Origin of the sequence: Streptomyces macrosporus (assembly GCF_039533145.1) — a bacterium.
In the GTDB taxonomy this organism is placed as follows: Bacteria; Actinomycetota; Actinomycetes; order Streptomycetales; family Streptomycetaceae; genus Streptomyces; species Streptomyces macrosporus.
Genome location: NZ_BAAASZ010000027.1, coordinates 1 through 17,276 on the forward strand (window position 1 = coordinate 1; position 17,276 = coordinate 17,276).

Here is a 17,276-nt window from a genome sequence, read left to right on the forward strand (position 1 = left end):
CGCGGCGGGCGGCGCGGGCGAGCGACCGCGCCGGATGCGCAGCGCGAGCGCCGGGTCGGCGAGCCAACGCGCCGCCGGGGCCGTGCCCGCGGAGTCCTCCGAGACCTCCGCACCGCGACCGCGCCGCGCGCGCAGCGCGAGCGAGGGCTCGGCCGGTCAGCGGGCGGAGGGCGCCCCGGCCGCCCGGCCGGACCGCCCGGCCCGCCGGATGCGCAGCGCGTCGGAGGGGTCCGCCAGTCAGCGCTCCGCGGCGGAACCGGGCCGCCGCAGCACGGACGCCCCCTGGCTCAGGGCGTCGGAGCCGACCGGGCCCACGGCGCCCGCGGGCGAGACGTCGGACGAGGCCGCCCGCCGCGTGCACGAACGCGACGAGCGGGCCGAGACGCCGCTCTCCGAGGGCGGCGGCGCCTCGGTGGCCAACGCCCCCGAGGAGGACGGCGCCGCCCGGCCCGCCCGGAGGCCCGACGGCGGCGGCAGGGGCGACGACGAGGCGAGGGGAACGGACCGCGCGGACGACGCGGACGGCGAGAACGCGGACGGCGAGGACAGCGGTCCGGACGGGACGACGGGAGGCGGCGCCTGATGGACGTGCTCGACGTCGCCTGGCGGCTGCTGGCCGTCCTCCTCGCCTTCCTCGTCCTGCCCCTGCTGGTGGGACAGACCGAGCACAAGGTCATGGCCCACATGCAGGGCCGGGTCGGCCCGATGTACGCGGGCGGCTTCCACGGCTGGGCCCAACTCGTCGCCGACGGGGTGAAGTTCGCGCAGAAGGAGGACATCGTCCCCGAGGGCGCCGACCGCGCGATCTTCCGGCTCGCGCCCGCCGTCGCCCTCATCCCGTACCTGCTGGTGCTGGTCGCGATCCCGGTCGGACCGGACGGCATGGTCGGCCAGGCCGTCGACGCGGGGATCTTCTTCGTGCTCGCCGTGATGGGCGTCGGCGTGCTCGGCTCCCTCATGGGCGGCTGGGCCTCGGCCAACAAGTTCTCCCTGCTGGGCGGGTTGCGGACGGCAGCCCAGCTCATGGCGTACGAACTGCCGCTGCTGCTCGCCGCCGCCTCCGTCGCCATGGCCGCCGGCACCGTCTCGCTGACCGGCATCCTGGAGGCGTTCGAGTGGTGGTGGGTGCCGTGGCAGATCATCGGCGCCTTCGTCTTCTTCGCCGCCGGGCTCGCCGAACTCCAGCGCCCGCCCTTCGACGCCCCCGTCGCCGACTCCGAGATCATCTTCGGCGCGTACACCGAGTACACCGGTCTGCGCTTCGCCTTCTTCCTGCTCGCCGAGTACGCGGGCATCGTCGTCCTCTCCGCGCTGACCGCGGTGCTGTTCCTCGGCGGCTGGCACGGGCCGTTCGCCGACGACCTCGGCTGGCTGTGGACGCTGCTGAAGACGGCCGTCCTCGCCTTCGTCGTCATCTGGCTGCGGGTCAGCTACCCCCGGCTGCGCGAGGACCAGATCCAGCGGTTCGCCTGGACCGTGCTCGTCCCCCTCGCCCTCCTCCAGATCGCGCTCACCGGCGTGGTCAAGGTGGTGATCCAGTAATGGCCCTCCCCGGCAGCGGCCTGGCCAAGGGTCTGGCCGTCACCCTCCGCACCATGACCCGGCGCTCGGTCACCGCGCACTACCCGGACGCCCAGCCCGAACTGCCCCCGCGCAGCCGCGGGGTGATCGGGCTGTTCGAGGAGAACTGCACGGTGTGCATGCTGTGCGCCCGCGAGTGCCCCGACTGGTGCATCTACATCGACTCCCACAAGGAGACGGTGCCGCCCGCCACTCCGGGCGGACGCGAGCGCAGCCGCAACGTCCTCGACCGCTTCGCCATCGACTTCGCCCTGTGCATGTACTGCGGCATCTGCGTCGAGGTCTGCCCCTTCGACGCGCTGTTCTGGTCACCGGAGTTCGAGTACGCCGAGACCGACATCCGCGAACTCACCCACGAACGCGACCGGCTGCGCGAGTGGATGTGGACCGTGCCCGCCCCGCCGCCGCTCGACCCGGCCGCCGAGGAGCCCAAGGAGATCGCCGCCGCCCGCAAGGCCGCCGAGAAGCGGCAGCGGGAGGCCGGGCAGCGGGAGGGCGACGCGTGAGCACCGCCACCGCGGCGCGGCTCGCGGCCGACGCCCCCGGCTTCCTGTCGCCCACCGGCGTGGAGGTCCTCTTCCTCCTCGTCGGCGTCCTCACCCTCGGCGCCGCCGTCGTCTCCGTCACCAGCAGGCAGCTCGTCCACGCCGCGCTGTGGCTGGTGGTGGCGCTCGGCGGGATCGCCGTGGAGTACCTGCTGCTGTCCGCCGAGTTCATCGCCTGGGTGCAGGTCCTGATCTACGTCGGGTCCGTCGTCGTCCTCCTCCTCTTCGGCCTGATGCTCACCAAGGCGCCCATCGGGCGCTCACCGGGCGCCGACTCCGGCAACCGCCCCGTCGCCCTGGCCGTCGCCGTCACCGCCGCCGTCACCCTGGTCACCGTGGTCGTGGACGCCTTCCGCGCCACCTGGATCGACCTGGACGCGGGCGGCCCGCAGGGCACCACCCGCGTCACCGGGGAGATCCTCTTCCGGCACTGGGTGCTGCCCTTCGAGGCCCTCTCCGTCCTGCTGCTCGCCGCGCTCGTCGGCGCGATCGTCCTGTCGCGCCGGAGGGACGGCCGGACCGGGGGCGACGGCACGAGGAACGGAGGGGGACGCTGATGCACCTCGCCTATCCCGCCGTCCTCGCCGTGCTGCTGTTCTGCACCGGCCTGTACGGCGTCCTCGCCCGGCGCAACGCGATCCTCGTCCTGATGTCGGTCGAGCTGATGCTCAACGCCGTCAACCTCAACCTCGTCGCCTTCGACGTCTGGCTCCGCGACACCCTCCACGCGGGCCAGGCCCTCACCCTCTTCACCATCGCCATCGCCGCCGCCGAGATCGGCATCGGCCTGGCCATCGTGCTGCTGGTGTACCGCAATCGGGGCACCTCCGACATCGACCGGCTCCGCGCCCTCGCCGAGACCGACGAGCCCACCACGGAGAGTGACGAAACCAGTGTGGCAGCCGGCACCGACAATCCCGTCGACACGCGCCTGACCAGGGGAGAGGCCACCGCGTGACCACCACGACCCTCGCCGTCCTCGTCCCGCTGCTGCCCTTCCTCGGCGCTCTCGCCGGGCTCCTCCTCGGCCGCCGCCTCCCCGCCTACACGCGCCCCCTGGCCGTCCTGCCCACCCTCGTCTCGACCGTGCTCGCCGTCGCCGTCGCCCTGCGCCAGGGCGGCGGCGACGCCCTGACCGGCGCCACCCTCCTCACCCCCACCGGCAACGACGCCCTGCCGATCGAGCTGGCCTTCCACCTCGACGGCTTCGCCGTCCTCGTCGCGGTCCTCGTCGGCGCCGTCGCCACCTGCGTGCAGATCTACTCCACCGGCTACCTGCGCGACGACCCGCGCTACCCCTCCTACGCCGCGTTGGTCTCCCTCTTCACCGCCGCGATGCTGCTGGTCGTCTACAGCGACGACCTGATCGTGCTGCTGGTCGGCTGGGAGGTCATGGGCATCTGCTCGTACCTCCTGGTCGGCCACTACTGGGAGACCGCCGCCGCCCGCTCCGCCTCCCTCAAGGCGTTCCTCGTCACCAAGCTGGGCGACGTGCCGTTCATCGTCGGCATCCTGGCGCTGGGCTCCGAGGCCGGCACGTTCCGCATCAGCACGATCGTCACCCGCCTCACCTCCCCGCTGTCCTCCTTCGAGCTCGACCACCCCACCGTCGTCGCGCTGCTGCTCCTGGCCGGGGTCGCGGGCAAGTCCGCGCAGTTCCCGCTGCACACCTGGCTGCCGGACGCGATGGCGGGCCCGACGCCGGTCTCCGCGCTGATCCACGCCGCCACCATGGTCGCGGCCGGCGTCTACGTCGTCGCGCGGCTGCTGCCCGTCTTCACCGCCTCCGCCGTCGCGCTCGCCGTCCTCGCCGCGATGGCCGCCGTCACCATGGTCGGCTCGGCGCTGGCCGCCCTCGCCCAGGACGACATCAAACGCGTCCTGGCCTACTCCACCGTCGGCCAGCTCGGGTACATGATCGGCGCCCTGGCCGTCGCCGACCGCGGCGCCGCCGTCTTCCACCTGATCTCGCACGGTGTGTTCAAGGCGCTGCTCTTCCTCGCCGCGGGCGTGGTCATCCACGCCGCCGGCACCAACTCGCTCGCCGCGACGGCCCGCACGGGCGGCCTCGCCCGGCGCGTGCCGGACGCCTACTGGACGATGACCGTCGCCCTGCTCGCGCTCGCCGCCGTGCCGCCCTTCGCGGGCTTCTTCTCCAAGGAGGCCGTCCTCGGCGCCGCCGAGCACGCCGCCCTCGCCCCCGCCACCCCGGCGAGCCACGCCGTCCCGACCGCCGTGGCCTGGACCGTCCTCCTCGCCGGGCTGCTGACCGCCTTCCTCACCGCCGCGTACGCCGCGCGCCTGTGGCTGCTCGCCTTCCACGGCCGCGGCGAGGAGGCCCCCGACCACGAACGTCCGCCGGCCGTGATGAACACCGTGCTGTGGGTGCTGGCCGGCCCGACCATCGCCGTCGGACTCCTCTACGGAGCCCTGCCCGACTGGTTCGACGGCGGCAGCCTCGCCCCCACCCTCACCACCTCCGTCCTGGCCACCGGCCTCGCCGCCGCCGGCGCCCTGGTCGTCTACGCGGCCTGGCGGCACACCACCGCGAAGGTCGCCGCCCGCGTCCCGCTCGGCGCCATGGCCGCCCACCCGGACGCCGAGCCCTCCCGTCCGTCGCCCGGCCACCACCTCTCGTCGACGGGCCCCGTGCCGCAGTTCTCGACGTCCGAGGCCGAGGCCATCGCCACCCACCGGCCCGCCTACGGCGACATCGCGGCGGCCGACGACCCCGCCGACCCCGGCCGCGTCCTGCTGGGCCCCCTGCACCGCCACGCCGCCCGCGGCTTCCACCTCGACGCGGTGTACGCGGCCGTCGCCGTGCGGCCCATCCGGGCCGCGGCCCGGCTCGTCCGCTTCCTCGACCGTGAGGTCGTCGACACCTACGTCGACGGCGCGGGCGGCACCGCCCGGCTGCTGGGCGCGGCCGTGCGCCGCGCCCAGACCGGCAACGTGCAGACCTACCTCGGCGTCCTCCTCGCCGGCTCCCTCGTCCTGGCCGTGGCCGCCGTCCTCGTCGCCGCCGGAGCGTGACCAGTGATCCCCCTCAACGACACCCTGGCGCAACTCCTCCTCCTGGCCGTCGTCGTGCTGCCCCTGGTCGGCGCGGTCGCCGCCCTCCTGCCCGCCCCGCCCGGACTGCGGGGCCGGAGCCCCGAGCAGGCCGTGCTCCGCCACGGCGTCACCGTCACCGGCGCCGTCCTCGCCGCCGCCGTCCTGCTGGCGCTCGGCTTCGACCACGACCGTCCGGGGACGGTGCAGGCCGAGACCGACCTCCCCTGGATCCCGGCGCTGGACGTCCGCCTCCACCTCGGCGTCGACGGCGTCTCGCTCCCGCTGGTCGTGCTGACCGCGCTGCTGACCTTCCTGTGCGCCCTGTACAGCTACCACCGCGCGCCCGAGGGCCCGCGTCCGGCGGCGTTCGTCGCGCTCCTCCTCGTCCTGGAGTTCGGCACGCTGGCGACCTTCGCCGTGCTGGACCTGATGCTGTTCTTCCTCGCCTTCGAGACGGTCCTGATCCCGATGTACTTCCTCATCGCCCGCTGGGGCGGCGAGGGGCGGGAGGCCGCCGCGCGGAAGTTCGTCCTCTACACGCTGCTGGGCTCCGTGGTGATGCTGCTCGGGCTGCTGCTGCTCGGCCTGAACGCGCCGGGCGGCCCCACCTTCGACATGACGGCGCTCGCCGCGAACCACGGCCGGGGGGTGAGCCACACCGTCCAGTTCTCGGCCGCCCTCGCCATCGGGATCGGCCTGGCCGTCAAGACGCCGATGTGGCCGCTGCACAGCTGGCTGCCCGACGCCCACACCGCGGCCCCGACCGTCGGCTCGGTCCTGCTGGCGGGCGTGCTGCTGAAGATGGGCACCTACGGCCTCGTCCGGATCGTCCTGCCCATGGCGCCCGACGGCATCCACACCCTCGCCCCGTACCTGGGGGCCTTCGCGGTCACGGGCATCGTCTACGGGTCGCTGGCCTGCCTCTTCCTGGCGCGGCGCGGGAACGGCGGCGACCTCAAGCGGCTCATCGCCTACTCCTCCGTGGGCCACATGGGCTTCGTCCTGCTGGGCATCGCCACCCTCACCCGCGCCGGCGTCAACGGCGCGCTGTTCGCCAACGTGGCCCACGGCCTCATCACCGGCCTGCTGTTCTTCCTCGTCGGCGCGATCAAGGAGCGCACCGGCACCACCGACCTGGACCGGCTCGCGCTCGACGGCGACGAGAACGGGGGAGGCGCCGCGCTGTACGGACGCGCCCCCCGGCTCGGCGGACTGCTCGCCTTCGGCGCGGTGGCCTCCCTGGGGCTGCCCGGGCTCGCCGGGTTCTGGGGCGAGATGCTCGCCCTGCTCGGCGCGTACCACCCCGCCGACGGCCTCGGCCGTCCGGCGTACCTGGTCTACATGGCCGTCGGCGCCCTGGGCACCCTGCTGACCGCCGCCTACCTGCTCGTGGTCGTCCGCCGGGTCTGCATGGGCCGGCCGCCCACCTCCGGGGCGACCCTCGCCCTCGCCGACGTCCGCGCCCACGAGTTCGCCGCCTGGACGCCGCTCGTCGTCCTCACCGTCCTGGCCGGACTGTGGCCCGCGCTCCTCCTCGGGCTCACCGAACCGGCCGTGCAGACCCTCCTGCCGGGAGTCAGCCGATGACCGTGCTCGCCCGGGTGCCGGCCGGGAACGTCGTCCAGTCGGTCGACTGGCTCGCGATCGCCCCGCCCACCCTCGCCGCGCTGGGCGCCCTGGTCGTCCTGGTCGCCGACCTCTTCCTCCCCGAGCGCCGCAAGCCGCTGCTCGGGTGGGCGGCCGGGGCCTTCCTGGCGCTCGCCGCGCTCTCCCTGTCGCCGTCGCTCGCCGGCGACCGCGCGACCTTCTGCCTCACCACCGACCCGGGGGCGTGCTCCTACGTCGCCGACCCGTTCGCCGTGGCCGTCCAGTTCCTGGTGCTCGGCGCCGCGCTCCTGACCGTCCTGCTGTCGACGGCGGCCGTGCGGGACGAGCGGCTGCCGGCCGGCGAGTACTGGTTCCTGCTGCTGTCCTCCGCCGCGGGCGCCGCGCTGCTGCCCGCCTCCCGCGACCTGGCGACCCTGATCGTGGCCCTGGAGGTCGCCTCCCTGCCGTCGTTCGCCCTGGTCGGGCTCCGCCGCGGAGACGGACGCTCCTCCGAGGCGGCCCTGAAGTTCTTCCTCTCCTCGGTCACCGCCACCGCCGTCAGCCTGCTGGGCGTGAGCTTCGTCTACGCCGCCACCGGCTCGCTGCACCTGGTCCGGGTCGCGGACGGGCTGCGCGACGTCGACCCGCGGCTGGGGACCCTGGCCGCCGCCGGCGTCGTCCTCACCCTGGTCGGCTTCGCCTTCAAGACCGCCGCCGTCCCCTTCCACTCCTGGGTGCCGGACACCTACGTCGGGGCGCCGCTGCCGGTGGCCGCCTACCTGTCCGTCATCGGCAAGGCGGTGGGCTTCTCCGGGCTGATCCTGGTGACCGTCGAGGCGTTCCCGTCCCACGACCACCTCTGGGGCCCGGCCCTGGCCGTCCTGGCGGCCCTCACCATGACCGCGGGCAACGTCGCCGCGCTGCGGCAGCGCCCCGAGCGCGCGCACGGCGCGGTGCGCCTGCTGGCGTGGTCCTCCGTGGGCCAGGCCGGCTACCTGCTGGTGCCGATCGCCGCGGCGGCGTACGCGGACGAGCCGGGGACGGCGGTGGGCGCGACCGTCGCCTACGCCCTGATGTACGCCGCCGTGAACCTGGGCGCCTTCGGCGTCGCCGTCCACGTCGGCCGGACCGCCGCCGCCAACCGGATCACCGACTACCGCGGCCTGTACGCCACCCACCCCGCGGCCGCCCTCGCCCTGGCCTTCTTCCTGCTGTGCCTGGCCGGGCTGCCGCCGGGGATCGTCGGCCTGTTCGCCAAGGTCGTGGTCTTCTCGGCGGTCGTGGACGCGGGCCTGGGCTGGTTGGCGGTGGTGATGGCGGTGAACGTGGTGATCGCCCTGTACTACTACCTGGCGTGGACGGCGGTGCTCTTCCGCGCCCCCGCCGAGCCGGCGCCGGCGCCGGCGCCCGGCGTCCGGCCGCGCGTCGCCGGGCCGCTCACCGCGGCCATCGGGGTGGCCGCCGCACTGGGCGTCGTCCTCTCGGGTGTTCCGCAGCTCGTCATGCGCTTCGCCGCCGACGTGCTGCTTTAGACGGCGACGCCCCGGGAACCCAGCACCCTCGCATGGCGTTGACCTTTCAGGAAGGGTCCGCCGAATCCGTCGAAAGGCGGAGACACCAGCACAAGAGGGGCACACAAGGGTCACACCGAGGGGTTCCTCTGCCGCACCACCTGGAGGGCGTACCGTGCACCGCCGGCACAACGGGCTGAAGACGGCCCTGCTCCTCGGGGGGCTGTCCGCGCTCATCATCGTCATCGGCGGCTTCTTCGGCCGTACGGGTCTGGTCATCGCGCTCGTCGTCGCCATCGGCACCAACGCCTACGCCTACTGGAACAGCGACAAGCTGGCCCTGCGCGCGATGCGGGCCCGCCCGGTCAGCGAGTTCGAGGCCCCGGGCCTCTACCGCATGGTCCGCGAGCTGTCCACGGCGGCCCGCCAGCCCATGCCGCGCCTGTACATCTCGCCGACCCAGGCGCCCAACGCCTTCGCCACCGGCCGCAACCCCCGCAACGCCGCCGTCTGCTGCACCGAGGGCATCCTGCGCCTCCTCGACGAGCGCGAGCTGCGCGGCGTCCTCGGGCACGAGCTGAGCCACGTCCACAACCGCGACATCCTCGTCTCGTCCGTCGCGGGCGCGCTGGCCTCGGTGGTGATGTTCCTGGTCAACTTCGCCTGGCTGATCCCGGTGGGCCGGTCGGACGACGACGAGGGTCCCGGTCTGCTGGGCATGCTGCTGATCGTGCTGCTCGGCCCGGTCGCCGCGTCCCTGATCCGGCTCGCGGTCAGCCGCTCCCGGGAGTACGAGGCGGACGCCTCCGGCGCCCGGCTCACCGGCGACCCGCTCGCCCTCGCCTCCGCCCTGGACAAGCTGGACGCCGGCACGCGGAAGCTCCCGCTGCCGCCCGAGCCGCGGCTGGAGACGGCGAGCCACATGATGATCGCCAACCCGTTCCGCCCGGGCGACGGGCTGTCCCGGCTGTTCTCCACCCATCCGCCGATGAGCGACCGCATCGCCCGGCTGGAGAAGATGGCGGGAGGGCGCGCGTGAGGACGCTGCTCAACCTCGTCTGGCTGGTCTTCTCCGGGCTGTGGATGGCCCTCGGATACGCGGTCGCGGGCCTGGTCTGCTGCGTGCTGGTGATCACGATCCCGTGGGGGATCGCCTGCTTCCGGATCGCCGCCTACGCCCTGTGGCCCTTCGGCCACCGGGTCGTCCAGCGGCGCGACGCGGGCATCGCCTCCGGGGTGGGCAACGTCGTCTGGCTGGTCTTCGCCGGGATCTGGCTGGCGCTGGGGCACATCGTCGCGGGCATCGGCTTCTGCCTGACCCTGATCGGCATCCCGTTCGGGATCGCCCACTTCATGTTGGTCCCCGTCTCGCTGACGCCGCTGGGCCGCGAGATCGTCCGCAGCGACGCCGCGTACCCCTCCTACCGCTGGAGCCGGAACCCGGTCGCCTAGACGCGCGGCGCCGCGGGGCCGGCCCAGGGCGGCGGCCCGGTGCCGTCGCTCCAGGCGGCGAGGGCGGCGCGGTCGACGCACACGATGCCGCACCGCTCGGCGTACTCGACGGCCGGCGCCGTGAAGCCGCTGGTGGTCACCACGGCCGCGACCTGGGCTCCGTGGACGGTCCAGCAGGTGCCGCCGAAGCGCTGCACGTCCTGCGAGCCGACCTTGTTGGTCTCGCCGTAGCGCTTGCACTGGACGACGACGCGCCGTCCGTCCGGGGCGGTGGCGAGGACGTCGGCGCCCAGGTCGCCGGCGCCTCCGACGACCTCCACGTCCCGGCAGCCGTCCCGTTCGCACAGGGCGGCGATCGCCCGCTCGAACTCCTCCGGGGCCATGGCGTCGTGGTCCACCGCCTGCCAGGGTTCCGCCCGCTCGGGAGCGGCCTCGGCGGTGTGTGCAGGGGCGTGTCCGGGGGCGTGCCCGGCCGGGGAGGGCGCCGTGGCCTCCAGCGTCTCCAGCGCGGTCTCGGCGCCCTCGGCCAGGGCCCCGACGGCCCGGCGGGCGGCCCGGGCGGCCCGGAAGCGGCGTCCGCCGCGCAGGACCGCCACGGCCACCGGCGCGCACAGCAGGCAGACGGCGACGACCGCGGCCGGATGCCGCTCGACCGCTCCGGCCACCGCGCGCGCCACGGACCCCGCGCAGACCAGGAGGATCGCGGCCAGGACGAAGCCCAGGGTCGTCCGCCGCAGGTCGAAGGCGGGTCCGCGGTTCCGGGGGCGCGTACGGCGGGCGGGTGTGGCCATCGGCGGTGATCCTTCCGGCGGTTCGGACAGATCGTTACTGCCGTCTGCCCCGCATCGCCGTCTTCAACAACCGGGCCCTTCGACGGCCGGCCCTTCGACGGCCGGCCCTTCGACGACCGGACGCCGTCAGCAGCCGACGCCGAGGCACCCCTTCTGGTTGATCACCTGATCGCCCCCGACCGTGCCGACGACGTCGAAGCCCTCGATCTTGACCCCGTCGCTCGTGTCGATCTCCGGGTTCCTGTCGGCCTCGGCGGTCAGCCTGGCGTCCTGGCCGTCCCGGGTCTTCCCGTCGCAGGTCAGGCGGAGGTTCTCGCCGCTGCCCTCGTCGGCGCAGTCGAGGTTGCCGTCGATGGGGTGCCCGGCCCGCTCGAAGGCGGCCTCCCCGGCCTGGGCGGCGGCGGCGCGGACGGCCGCGCCGGTGAGTTCGTTGCTCCCGCCGCCGTCCTCCCCGCAGGCGACGAGCGCGAACGCGCCGCACAGCAGCGCGGCCGGCAGGGCGGTCCGTACGGTCTTCTCCCTCATGCGTCCTCCTGGCGCGTGGGCGCGGGACGGTCCGCACCCGGGTGCCCGGAGCGGCGGCGTCCCCAACCTTCCCGGCCGCCTTCCTCGGGATCGGGCGGTTCGCCCGCGGGCCCCGGAGGAGCGTCGGAGGGGGATCCAGCACAATCAAGACATGTAGATATGTCCCCTTTTGGCGGAAAAGCGCAGAAGGTAGTTTGGTAAACTAAACTTTGAACCTTTCTTGACGCTCGATTGACCGACCCGTCCGGACGCCCAGGAGGAAGCCATTCGCTCGCTGACGCCCGCCCGATCCGGTCCCCGCCCGCTTTCCGCCGTCACGCCCAGGAGGTGACCGCCCCATGGGGCACGCGGACACCCTGCTCGCCATGGGCGGCGCCTTCGTCGCCGCCGCCGTGCTCGCCCGGCTCGGAAGTCGGATCGGGCTCCCCACGATCCCCTTGTTCATCCTGGCCGGGGCGCTCCTCGGCCCGCACACTCCCGGTCTGGTCCTGGTGGAGGACCCGCACGATCTGGAGATGCTCTCGGCCCTCGGCCTGGTGCTGCTGCTGTTCTACCTGGGCCTGGAGTTCCACCTCGACGACCTCAAGAACGGCGGCAGGAAACTGGTCCTGGCCGGAGTCGTGTACCTGGTGCTGAACGTGGGCGCCGGTCTGGCCTTCGGCTTCGGCCTCGGCTGGGGCACCTCCGAGGCCCTCGTCCTCGCCGGCGTGCTCGGCATCTCGTCATCGGCGATCATCACCAAGGTCCTGGTCGACCTCGGGCGCATCGGCAATCCCGAGACCAAGGCCATCCTCGGCATCATCGTCATCGACGACATCTTCCTGGCCCTCTACCTGGCCGCTCTCCAGCCGGTGATATCCGGCGCCGACAGCATGGCCTCCGCGGTCGGCCAGGCGGGCAAGGCGTTCGGTTTCCTGCTGGTGCTCGCCACCCTGGCCCGCTGGGGCACCGGCCTGATCGGGCGGCTCATCGCGACCAAGGACAACGAACTGCTGGTGGTCTCGTTCCTCGGAGCCGCGGTGCTGATGGCGGGCGTCGCCGAGGAGTTCGGGGTGGCCGACGTCATCGGCGCCTTCATGGTCGGCCTGATGCTCGGCAGCACGTCCTCCGGGGACCGCATCCGGGAGCTGGTCAACCCGCTGCGGGACGCCTTCGCCGCGATCTTCTTCTTCGCCTTCGGCCTGTCCATCGACCCCGGTGACCTGCCGAGCGTGCTGGTGCCCGTCCTCGTCGCGGTGGCGATCACGCTGGTGATGAACCTGCTCTCCGCCCTCTTCACCGCCCGGATGTACGGGTTCGGACCGCAGCCGACGGCCAACGTGGCCATCACCCTGACCGCCCGCGGCGAGTTCGCGCTCATCCTGGCGACCATGGCCGCGACCGCCGGCCTGGACGAGCGGCTCTCCCCGTTCATCGCGGGCTACGTGCTGGTCCTCGCCGTGCTCGCTCCCCTGGCCGCGGGCCGCTCCCACTGGTTGGCCGGGGTGCTGGACCGCGTCCTGCCCGGCGGCCGGCCCGAGAAGGGCCGGAAGGCGCGGGCACGGGAGGAGGCGCCCGCGGAGCCGGTGGGCGCCGACCGCTGACGGTCCGCCACGGACACCCGCCGGCCCGGCGGGTGTCCGACCGGTGGAGGCCGGCCCCCACCGCTCAGCGGTAGTTGGTGAACTGGATCGCGAAGTCGAAGTCCTTGCCCTTGAGCAGGGCGATGACCTCCTGCAGCGCGTCCCGGCTCTTGGAGCTGACCCGCAGCTCCTCGCCCTGCACCTGCGCCTTGACGCCCTTGGGCCCCTCGTCGCGGATGATCTTCGCGATCTTCTTGGCGTTCTCCTGGGAGATGCCCTCCTGGATCGACGCGAAGAGCTTGTACTCCTTGCCGGACGCCTGGGGCTCCCCGGCGTCCAGCGACTTCAGCGAGATGCCGCGCTTGATCAGCTTGGACTGGAAGACGTCGAGGACCGCCTTGACCCGCTCCTCGGAGTTGGCGCGCATCTCGATCTTCTCGCCGGACCAGGCGATGGAGGCGCCCACGCCCTTGAAGTCGTAGCGCTGGGAGATCTCCTTGGCGGTCTGGTTGAGGGCGTTGTCGACCTCCTGCCGCTCGACCTTCGAGACGATGTCGAAACTGGAGTCGGCCATCGTGGATTGGCTCCTCGTGCGTAGATCCGTCGGGGTGCGGCCGCGCGCGGCACGCGCCCGTCAGCCTAACCACGTGACACGGCCGTTCACCGCCGGACAACCAGGTGGCGAAGCACCCCCCACCATCGGGTATTGTTGTGCGCGTTGCCGCGGGGAACGACTCCGGGGCGGCAAACCAGGCGGTGTGCCCGAGTGGCCAAAGGGAGCAGACTGTAAATCTGCCGGCTCAGCCTTCCTAGGTTCGAATCCTAGCGCCGCCACTCTCCGGAAACGGCCCTCGACCTTCCAACGGTCGGGGGCCGTCGCCGTTCCCGGGGTGTCGTTCCCGGGGACACCGCCCCGGGAACGACACGGTCCGTCCCTCAGTCCGGAACCTCCGTCGCCTGCACGCCCAGCGTCGCGACCGCCTGGTCGATCGGGGTGTCGCCGCCGGTCAGTTCCAGCGTCACCCGTGCGGCGCGGGGGTCGTCCAGGAGGGCGAGGAGAACGGCGGCCACGTCGTCGCGCGTGACGTCGCCGCGCTCCACCTGGGGGCCCAACCTCACGCGGCCGGTGCCCGGTTCGTTCGTGAGGCGGCCGGGGCGCAGGATCGTCCAGTCCAGGTCGACGCGGCGCCGCACGTCCTCCTCCGCGGCCTTCTTGGCGCGCAGGTAGGCGGCGAAGACGGGCTCGGTGTCGGCCGGGGGCTCCCGGTCCGCGCCCATGGAGGAGACGACGAGGAAGTGGCGCACCCCGGCGCGCTCGGCGGCGTCCGCGAAGAGGACGGTGGCCGCGCGGTCCACGGTGTCCTTGCGGGCCGCGCCGCTGCCCGGGCCGGCGCCCGCCGCGAAGACCGCGGCGTCGGCGCCCTCCAGATGCCGGGCGACCTCCTCCACGGACGCCGACTCCAGGTCGCAGACGATCGGCTCGGCCCCCACCGAACGCAGGTCGTCCGCCTGCTCGGGTCGCCGGATGAGCCCCGCGACCTCGTCCCCGCGCTCGGCGAGCAACCGCTCCAGCCGCAGCGCGATCTGACCGTGTCCACCAGCGATGACTGTGCGCATGATCCGACCGTACGCCTCCGAGGGCCCGCTCAGCGCTGTGACTGGCGGGGAAGCCCCAGTTCGGCGGCGTGACCGTCCACCGCGTCGGCGGCGCCGACGGCGTCGCAGTACTCCCGCACCGCGCTGGTCCGGGCCACCACCCGGCCGCGGTGGACGACCAGACGGCTGTACGCCAGGGACAGCGCCCCGGCGAGAGTGCCGCCGCGCACCGCCAGCAGTTCCGCCGGGAAGCCGGGCTCGATCCGCACCCGGGGCAGCCCCAGGGCCTCCCGCGCCCGCGTGCTCACCGCCTCGTACGCCGCCTCGGGGCGGACCTCGTCGCGCGAGACCAGCAGGTGGGCCGCCTCCAGCGGGTCGCCGCGCCCCACCGGGTTGGCCGTGTCGCGCAGCGCGCCGCCGCCCGCGGCGACCCGCACGCCCGCCGCCTCCAGCAGCCGCACGGGCGTCGTGGGGCGGACGCGCCCCAGCAGTCCGCAGCCGCCCTGCGGCAGACAGACCACCGTGATCCCGGCCGCCGCCAGTGCCTCGGCCGTACGCGCCGCGATCTCGTACGGCAGCCGCGCCAGGCCGTCGCAGGGGCCGACGACCACCCCCGTCCGCAGCCCGCCCGCCAGCGCGGCGAACCGGGACAGCCGGGCCGGGTCCGCGCCGCGGACGTGGAGGTCCACCGCCCGGCCGTACTCGGCCGCCACCGCCAGCACGGTCTCCAGGTGGCCCGCCGGGTCGGGGTCGAGGTCCGGCCGGCCGCCGACCGCCTCCACGCCCAGCTCCACCGCGTCGCGCAGCACCGCCCGGCCGTCCGCCCCCGCCGCGCCGGTCAGCGCTCCGGGCACCGCGACGACGGTGAGGTCGGCCAGCCCCCGCAGGGCGCGCCGGGCCCGGAGCACGGCCCGGAGGACGTCCAGCCCGGCGGCCCCGCCGACCCGTACGTGGGTGCGCAGGGCGGTGGCGCCGTGGCCGAGCTGGAGCAGGGCCGCCTCGGCGGTGCGCCGCTGGACGCGCCGGGGGTCGTCGGGGCCGCGGGAGGCGTGCGGGGACGGGGCGTGGTCCGGGTCGGCGGTCAGCGCGGTGTCGTAGTGGGCGTGCGGCTCGGCGGGCGCCGGCAGCAGGAGGTAGCCGGTGAGGTCGACACGGGTGGTCCACGGGGGCACCGGGCCCGGGGACGACAGGCTGCCCGCGGCGCCGACCGCCTCGATCCGGCCGCCGCCGATCCGCACGTCCACGGTGCGCCCGTCGGTGAGCCGGGCGCCGCTCAGGAGGAGGGCGGTCGGTCCGGGGGCGGTGTCGCGATCGGGCTCCGGCGGTTCCTGCGGCTGGCTCTCGGGCATGGGGCTCCCGCGGTTCGCTCATGATCGCTGGTGTGGACCGAGCCTAGGACCAGGCCGGCGCGGCGGGGCGCCGGCAGCGCACGGAAGCCCGATAAGTCGTACCAATGGCCGGAGGAGTAGCCCGGTGGGAGGGCGGGGACAGGGCCGGACGGAGGTGTGACCGATACGGATTTCACGTTCGGCGCTCCGACCGTGTAATGTCTTCATCGCTCGCCCCAATAGCTCAGTCGGCAGAGCGTCTCCATGGTAAGGAGAAGGTCTACGGTTCGATTCCGTATTGGGGCTCTGATGTGAGAGGTCCCCCGTTCCGGCGGGGGGCACCCGCATCGCGGCGGTGTAGCTCAGTCGGTAGAGCAAACGGCTCATAATCGTTGTGTCACCGGTTCGAGTCCGGTCACCGCTACCTCATCCAGTAGCCGATTGCGGGGTCGGTCCTCCGATCGGCTACTCTTCCTGCGTTAAACCGTCTCGTTCGTCAAGGAGCACTCACGTGGCTGCCACCGACGTCCGCCCGAAGATCACGCTGGCCTGCGTGGAGTGCAAGGAGCGGAACTACATCACCAAGAAGAACCGGCGCAACAACCCGGACCGTCTTGAGATGAAGAAGCACTGTCCGCGCTGCAACGCGCACACCACGCACCGCGAGACGCGATAAGCCGCGACGGCAGGGCCGCCGCGCTCACATCGACGTCATCACGAGGCCGCCCCCGTTGCGGGGGCGGCCTCGTGGCGTTGTCGGACGCGCGGCGGGCAGGGCGCACCCAGCAAGAAGCTGTCCACCAGCAAGCCGTATGGAGGTACCGGGCCATGGCGCTCGACCAGTCCTTCGTGGGGCGGAGCTATCCACCCACCGCACCGTACGAGGTCGGCAGGGAGAAGATCCGCGAGTTCGCCGAGGCCATCGGGGACACCCACCCCGCGTACACGGACCCGCGGGCGGCCGCGGAACTCGGCCACCCCGACGTGATCGCCCCGCCCACCTTCGTCTTCGCCATCACCTTCAAGGCGGCCGGAGCGGTCGTCGAGGACCCGCTGCTCGGGCTGGACTACAGCCGGGTGGTGCACGGCGACCAGAAGTTCGCCTACACGCGGCCGGTGCGCGCCGGCGACCGGCTCACGGTGACCTCCACGATCGAGTCGATCAAGTCACTCGCCGGGAACGACGTCCTGGACATCCGCGGCGAGGTGCACGACGAGGCGGGCGAGCACGTGGTGACCGCCTGGACCAAGCTGGTGGCCCGCGCGGCGGAGAAGCAGGGGGAGTGACGCGGATGACAGCGAAGATCGCGTACGCGGACGTCGAGGTCGGCACCGAACTCCCCGCGCGGAGCTTCCCCGTGACACGCGCCACACTCGTGCGGTACGCGGGCGCCTCCGGCGACTTCAACCCGATCCACTGGAACGAGCGGTTCGCGCGCGAGGTCGGCCTCCCCGACGTCATCGCGCACGGCATGTTCACCATGGCCGAGGCCGCCCGCGTGGTCACCGACTGGGCCGGCGACCCGGGCGCGCTCGTGGAGTACGGCGTGCGCTTCACCAAGCCCGTCGTCGTCCCCGACGACGACAAGGGCGCCACCATCGAGGTCTCCGGGAAGGTCGCCGCCAAGCTGGACGACGAGGAGCGCACCGTCCGGGTGGACCTCGTCGCGACGAGCGCCGGCCAGAAGGTGCTGGGCATGTCCCGCGCGGTGGTCCGACTCGCCTGACCGGGGCCCCGGCACCA

Annotated in this window: 18 protein-coding genes, 3 tRNA genes and 1 pseudogene; 17 read left to right on the forward strand and 5 right to left on the reverse strand. The window is 73.6% G+C overall.

The genetic code is table 11. From position 1 onward, the window contains the following. From ABD335_RS19050 to ABD335_RS19095, 10 genes and pseudogenes are all read left to right on the forward strand, one after another. Positions 1-583 (forward strand): annotated as a pseudogene (locus ABD335_RS19050) (NADH-quinone oxidoreductase subunit C); the annotation flags it as partial. After that, positions 583-1,542, forward strand: a complete 960-nt coding sequence (locus ABD335_RS19055; RefSeq protein WP_344324755.1) for a complex I subunit 1/NuoH family protein — start codon at positions 583-585, stop codon at positions 1,540-1,542. The pseudogene ABD335_RS19050 and the gene ABD335_RS19055, both read left to right, overlap by 1 nt. Next, positions 1,542-2,087: a NuoI/complex I 23 kDa subunit family protein gene (locus tag ABD335_RS19060; protein ID WP_344324758.1), complete on the forward strand. Its 546-nt coding sequence runs from the start codon at positions 1,542-1,544 to the stop codon at positions 2,085-2,087. Before ABD335_RS19055 ends, ABD335_RS19060 begins: the two co-directional genes overlap by 1 nt. Continuing rightward, on the forward strand, positions 2,084-2,683 hold the full coding sequence (locus ABD335_RS19065; protein ID WP_344324761.1) for an NADH-quinone oxidoreductase subunit J family protein: 600 nt from the start codon (positions 2,084-2,086) through the stop codon (positions 2,681-2,683). Before ABD335_RS19060 ends, ABD335_RS19065 begins: the two co-directional genes overlap by 4 nt. After that, entirely contained in the window at positions 2,683-3,084 is a 402-nt protein-coding gene (gene nuoK / locus ABD335_RS19070; RefSeq protein ID WP_344324763.1) for an NADH-quinone oxidoreductase subunit NuoK, read from the forward strand. The genes ABD335_RS19065 and nuoK overlap by 1 nt, the downstream gene beginning before the upstream one ends. Beyond that, positions 3,081-5,159, forward strand: coding sequence for an NADH-quinone oxidoreductase subunit 5 family protein (locus tag ABD335_RS19075; protein WP_344324765.1), 2,079 nt, complete (start codon positions 3,081-3,083; stop codon positions 5,157-5,159). Before nuoK ends, ABD335_RS19075 begins: the two co-directional genes overlap by 4 nt. Positions 5,160-5,162: 3 nt before the next feature. Next, positions 5,163-6,767 (forward strand): complex I subunit 4 family protein, encoded by a 1,605-nt coding sequence (locus tag ABD335_RS19080; protein ID WP_344324767.1) that lies wholly within the window; start codon positions 5,163-5,165, stop codon positions 6,765-6,767. Next, on the forward strand, positions 6,764-8,299 hold the full coding sequence (locus tag ABD335_RS19085) for an NADH-quinone oxidoreductase subunit N (RefSeq protein WP_344324769.1): 1,536 nt from the start codon (positions 6,764-6,766) through the stop codon (positions 8,297-8,299). Before ABD335_RS19080 ends, ABD335_RS19085 begins: the two co-directional genes overlap by 4 nt. Positions 8,300-8,453: 154 nt before the next feature. Continuing rightward, complete coding sequence (htpX, locus tag ABD335_RS19090) at positions 8,454-9,317, forward strand: zinc metalloprotease HtpX (protein WP_344324772.1); 864 nt, start codon at positions 8,454-8,456, stop codon at positions 9,315-9,317. After that, the gene (locus tag ABD335_RS19095) at positions 9,314-9,730 is read left to right on the forward strand and encodes a YccF domain-containing protein (protein WP_344324775.1); all 417 of its coding nucleotides are present in this window, start codon (positions 9,314-9,316) and stop codon (positions 9,728-9,730) included. The genes htpX and ABD335_RS19095 overlap by 4 nt, the downstream gene beginning before the upstream one ends. Here ABD335_RS19095 and ABD335_RS19100 read toward each other — a convergent pair. Next, positions 9,727-10,521, reverse strand: coding sequence for a restriction endonuclease (locus ABD335_RS19100; RefSeq protein ID WP_344324777.1), 795 nt, complete (start codon positions 10,519-10,521; stop codon positions 9,727-9,729). The two genes, ABD335_RS19095 and ABD335_RS19100, sit on opposite strands and share 4 nt — an antisense overlap. 126 nt (positions 10,522-10,647) lie before the next feature. After that, positions 10,648-11,046, reverse strand: coding sequence for a hypothetical protein (locus tag ABD335_RS19105; protein ID WP_344324780.1), 399 nt, complete (start codon positions 11,044-11,046; stop codon positions 10,648-10,650). A 365-nt stretch (positions 11,047-11,411) separates the two neighbouring features. On the opposite strand from ABD335_RS19105, the gene ABD335_RS19110 reads away from it, so the two are divergent. Beyond that, a complete protein-coding gene (locus ABD335_RS19110) occupies positions 11,412-12,629 on the forward strand; it encodes a cation:proton antiporter (RefSeq protein ID WP_344325673.1) in 1,218 nt (405 codons plus the stop codon). A 64-nt stretch (positions 12,630-12,693) separates the two neighbouring features. On the opposite strand, the gene ABD335_RS19115 is transcribed toward ABD335_RS19110, so the two are convergent. Next, entirely contained in the window at positions 12,694-13,182 is a 489-nt protein-coding gene (locus tag ABD335_RS19115) for a YajQ family cyclic di-GMP-binding protein (protein WP_344324783.1), read from the reverse strand. A gap of 178 nt (positions 13,183-13,360) precedes the next feature. Between ABD335_RS19115 and ABD335_RS19120 the strand changes: the two genes are divergently transcribed. After that, positions 13,361-13,442, forward strand: a tRNA-Tyr gene (locus ABD335_RS19120). A gap of 102 nt (positions 13,443-13,544) precedes the next feature. Here ABD335_RS19120 and ABD335_RS19125 read toward each other — a convergent pair. Then, complete coding sequence (locus ABD335_RS19125; RefSeq protein ID WP_344324786.1) at positions 13,545-14,225, reverse strand: SDR family oxidoreductase; 681 nt, start codon at positions 14,223-14,225, stop codon at positions 13,545-13,547. 29 nt (positions 14,226-14,254) lie between these two features. Beyond that, positions 14,255-15,553, reverse strand: coding sequence for an amidohydrolase family protein (locus ABD335_RS19130; protein WP_344324789.1), 1,299 nt, complete (start codon positions 15,551-15,553; stop codon positions 14,255-14,257). A gap of 212 nt (positions 15,554-15,765) precedes the next feature. Here ABD335_RS19130 and ABD335_RS19135 point away from each other — a divergent pair. The 5 genes from ABD335_RS19135 (at position 15,766) to ABD335_RS19155 (ending at position 17,259) form a co-directional block, all read left to right on the forward strand. Then, a tRNA-Thr gene (locus ABD335_RS19135) sits at positions 15,766-15,838 on the forward strand. A gap of 45 nt (positions 15,839-15,883) precedes the next feature. Continuing rightward, positions 15,884-15,956, forward strand: a tRNA-Met gene (locus tag ABD335_RS19140). An 87-nt stretch (positions 15,957-16,043) separates the two neighbouring features. Beyond that, positions 16,044-16,208 (forward strand): 50S ribosomal protein L33, encoded by a 165-nt coding sequence (rpmG, locus tag ABD335_RS19145; RefSeq protein WP_125496543.1) that lies wholly within the window; start codon positions 16,044-16,046, stop codon positions 16,206-16,208. Positions 16,209-16,360: 152 nt separating this feature from the next. Continuing rightward, positions 16,361-16,819 (forward strand): FAS1-like dehydratase domain-containing protein, encoded by a 459-nt coding sequence (locus ABD335_RS19150; RefSeq protein ID WP_344324794.1) that lies wholly within the window; start codon positions 16,361-16,363, stop codon positions 16,817-16,819. 5 nt (positions 16,820-16,824) lie between these two features. After that, complete coding sequence (locus tag ABD335_RS19155; RefSeq protein ID WP_344324797.1) at positions 16,825-17,259, forward strand: MaoC family dehydratase; 435 nt, start codon at positions 16,825-16,827, stop codon at positions 17,257-17,259. The last annotated feature ends 17 nt before the right edge of the window (positions 17,260-17,276 follow it).

Coding starts and splice junctions, on each gene's coding strand:
- ABD335_RS19150 (WP_344324794.1), top strand. CDS start 16,361: ATGGCGCTCGACCAGTCCTTCGTGGGGCGGAGCTATCCACCCACCGCA.
- ABD335_RS19155 (WP_344324797.1), top strand. CDS start 16,825: ATGACAGCGAAGATCGCGTACGCGGACGTCGAGGTCGGCACCGAACTC.
- ABD335_RS19100 (WP_344324777.1), bottom strand. CDS start 10,521: ATGGCCACACCCGCCCGCCGTACGCGCCCCCGGAACCGCGGACCCGCC.
- ABD335_RS19115 (WP_344324783.1), bottom strand. CDS start 13,182: ATGGCCGACTCCAGTTTCGACATCGTCTCGAAGGTCGAGCGGCAGGAG.
- ABD335_RS19110 (WP_344325673.1), top strand. CDS start 11,412: ATGGGCGGCGCCTTCGTCGCCGCCGCCGTGCTCGCCCGGCTCGGAAGT.
- ABD335_RS19055 (WP_344324755.1), top strand. CDS start 583: ATGGACGTGCTCGACGTCGCCTGGCGGCTGCTGGCCGTCCTCCTCGCC.
- ABD335_RS19125 (WP_344324786.1), bottom strand. CDS start 14,225: ATGCGCACAGTCATCGCTGGTGGACACGGTCAGATCGCGCTGCGGCTG.
- ABD335_RS19060 (WP_344324758.1), top strand. CDS start 1,542: ATGGCCCTCCCCGGCAGCGGCCTGGCCAAGGGTCTGGCCGTCACCCTC.
- nuoK (WP_344324763.1), top strand. CDS start 2,683: ATGCACCTCGCCTATCCCGCCGTCCTCGCCGTGCTGCTGTTCTGCACC.
- ABD335_RS19105 (WP_344324780.1), bottom strand. CDS start 11,046: ATGAGGGAGAAGACCGTACGGACCGCCCTGCCGGCCGCGCTGCTGTGC.
- ABD335_RS19130 (WP_344324789.1), bottom strand. CDS start 15,553: ATGCCCGAGAGCCAGCCGCAGGAACCGCCGGAGCCCGATCGCGACACC.
- ABD335_RS19085 (WP_344324769.1), top strand. CDS start 6,764: ATGACCGTGCTCGCCCGGGTGCCGGCCGGGAACGTCGTCCAGTCGGTC.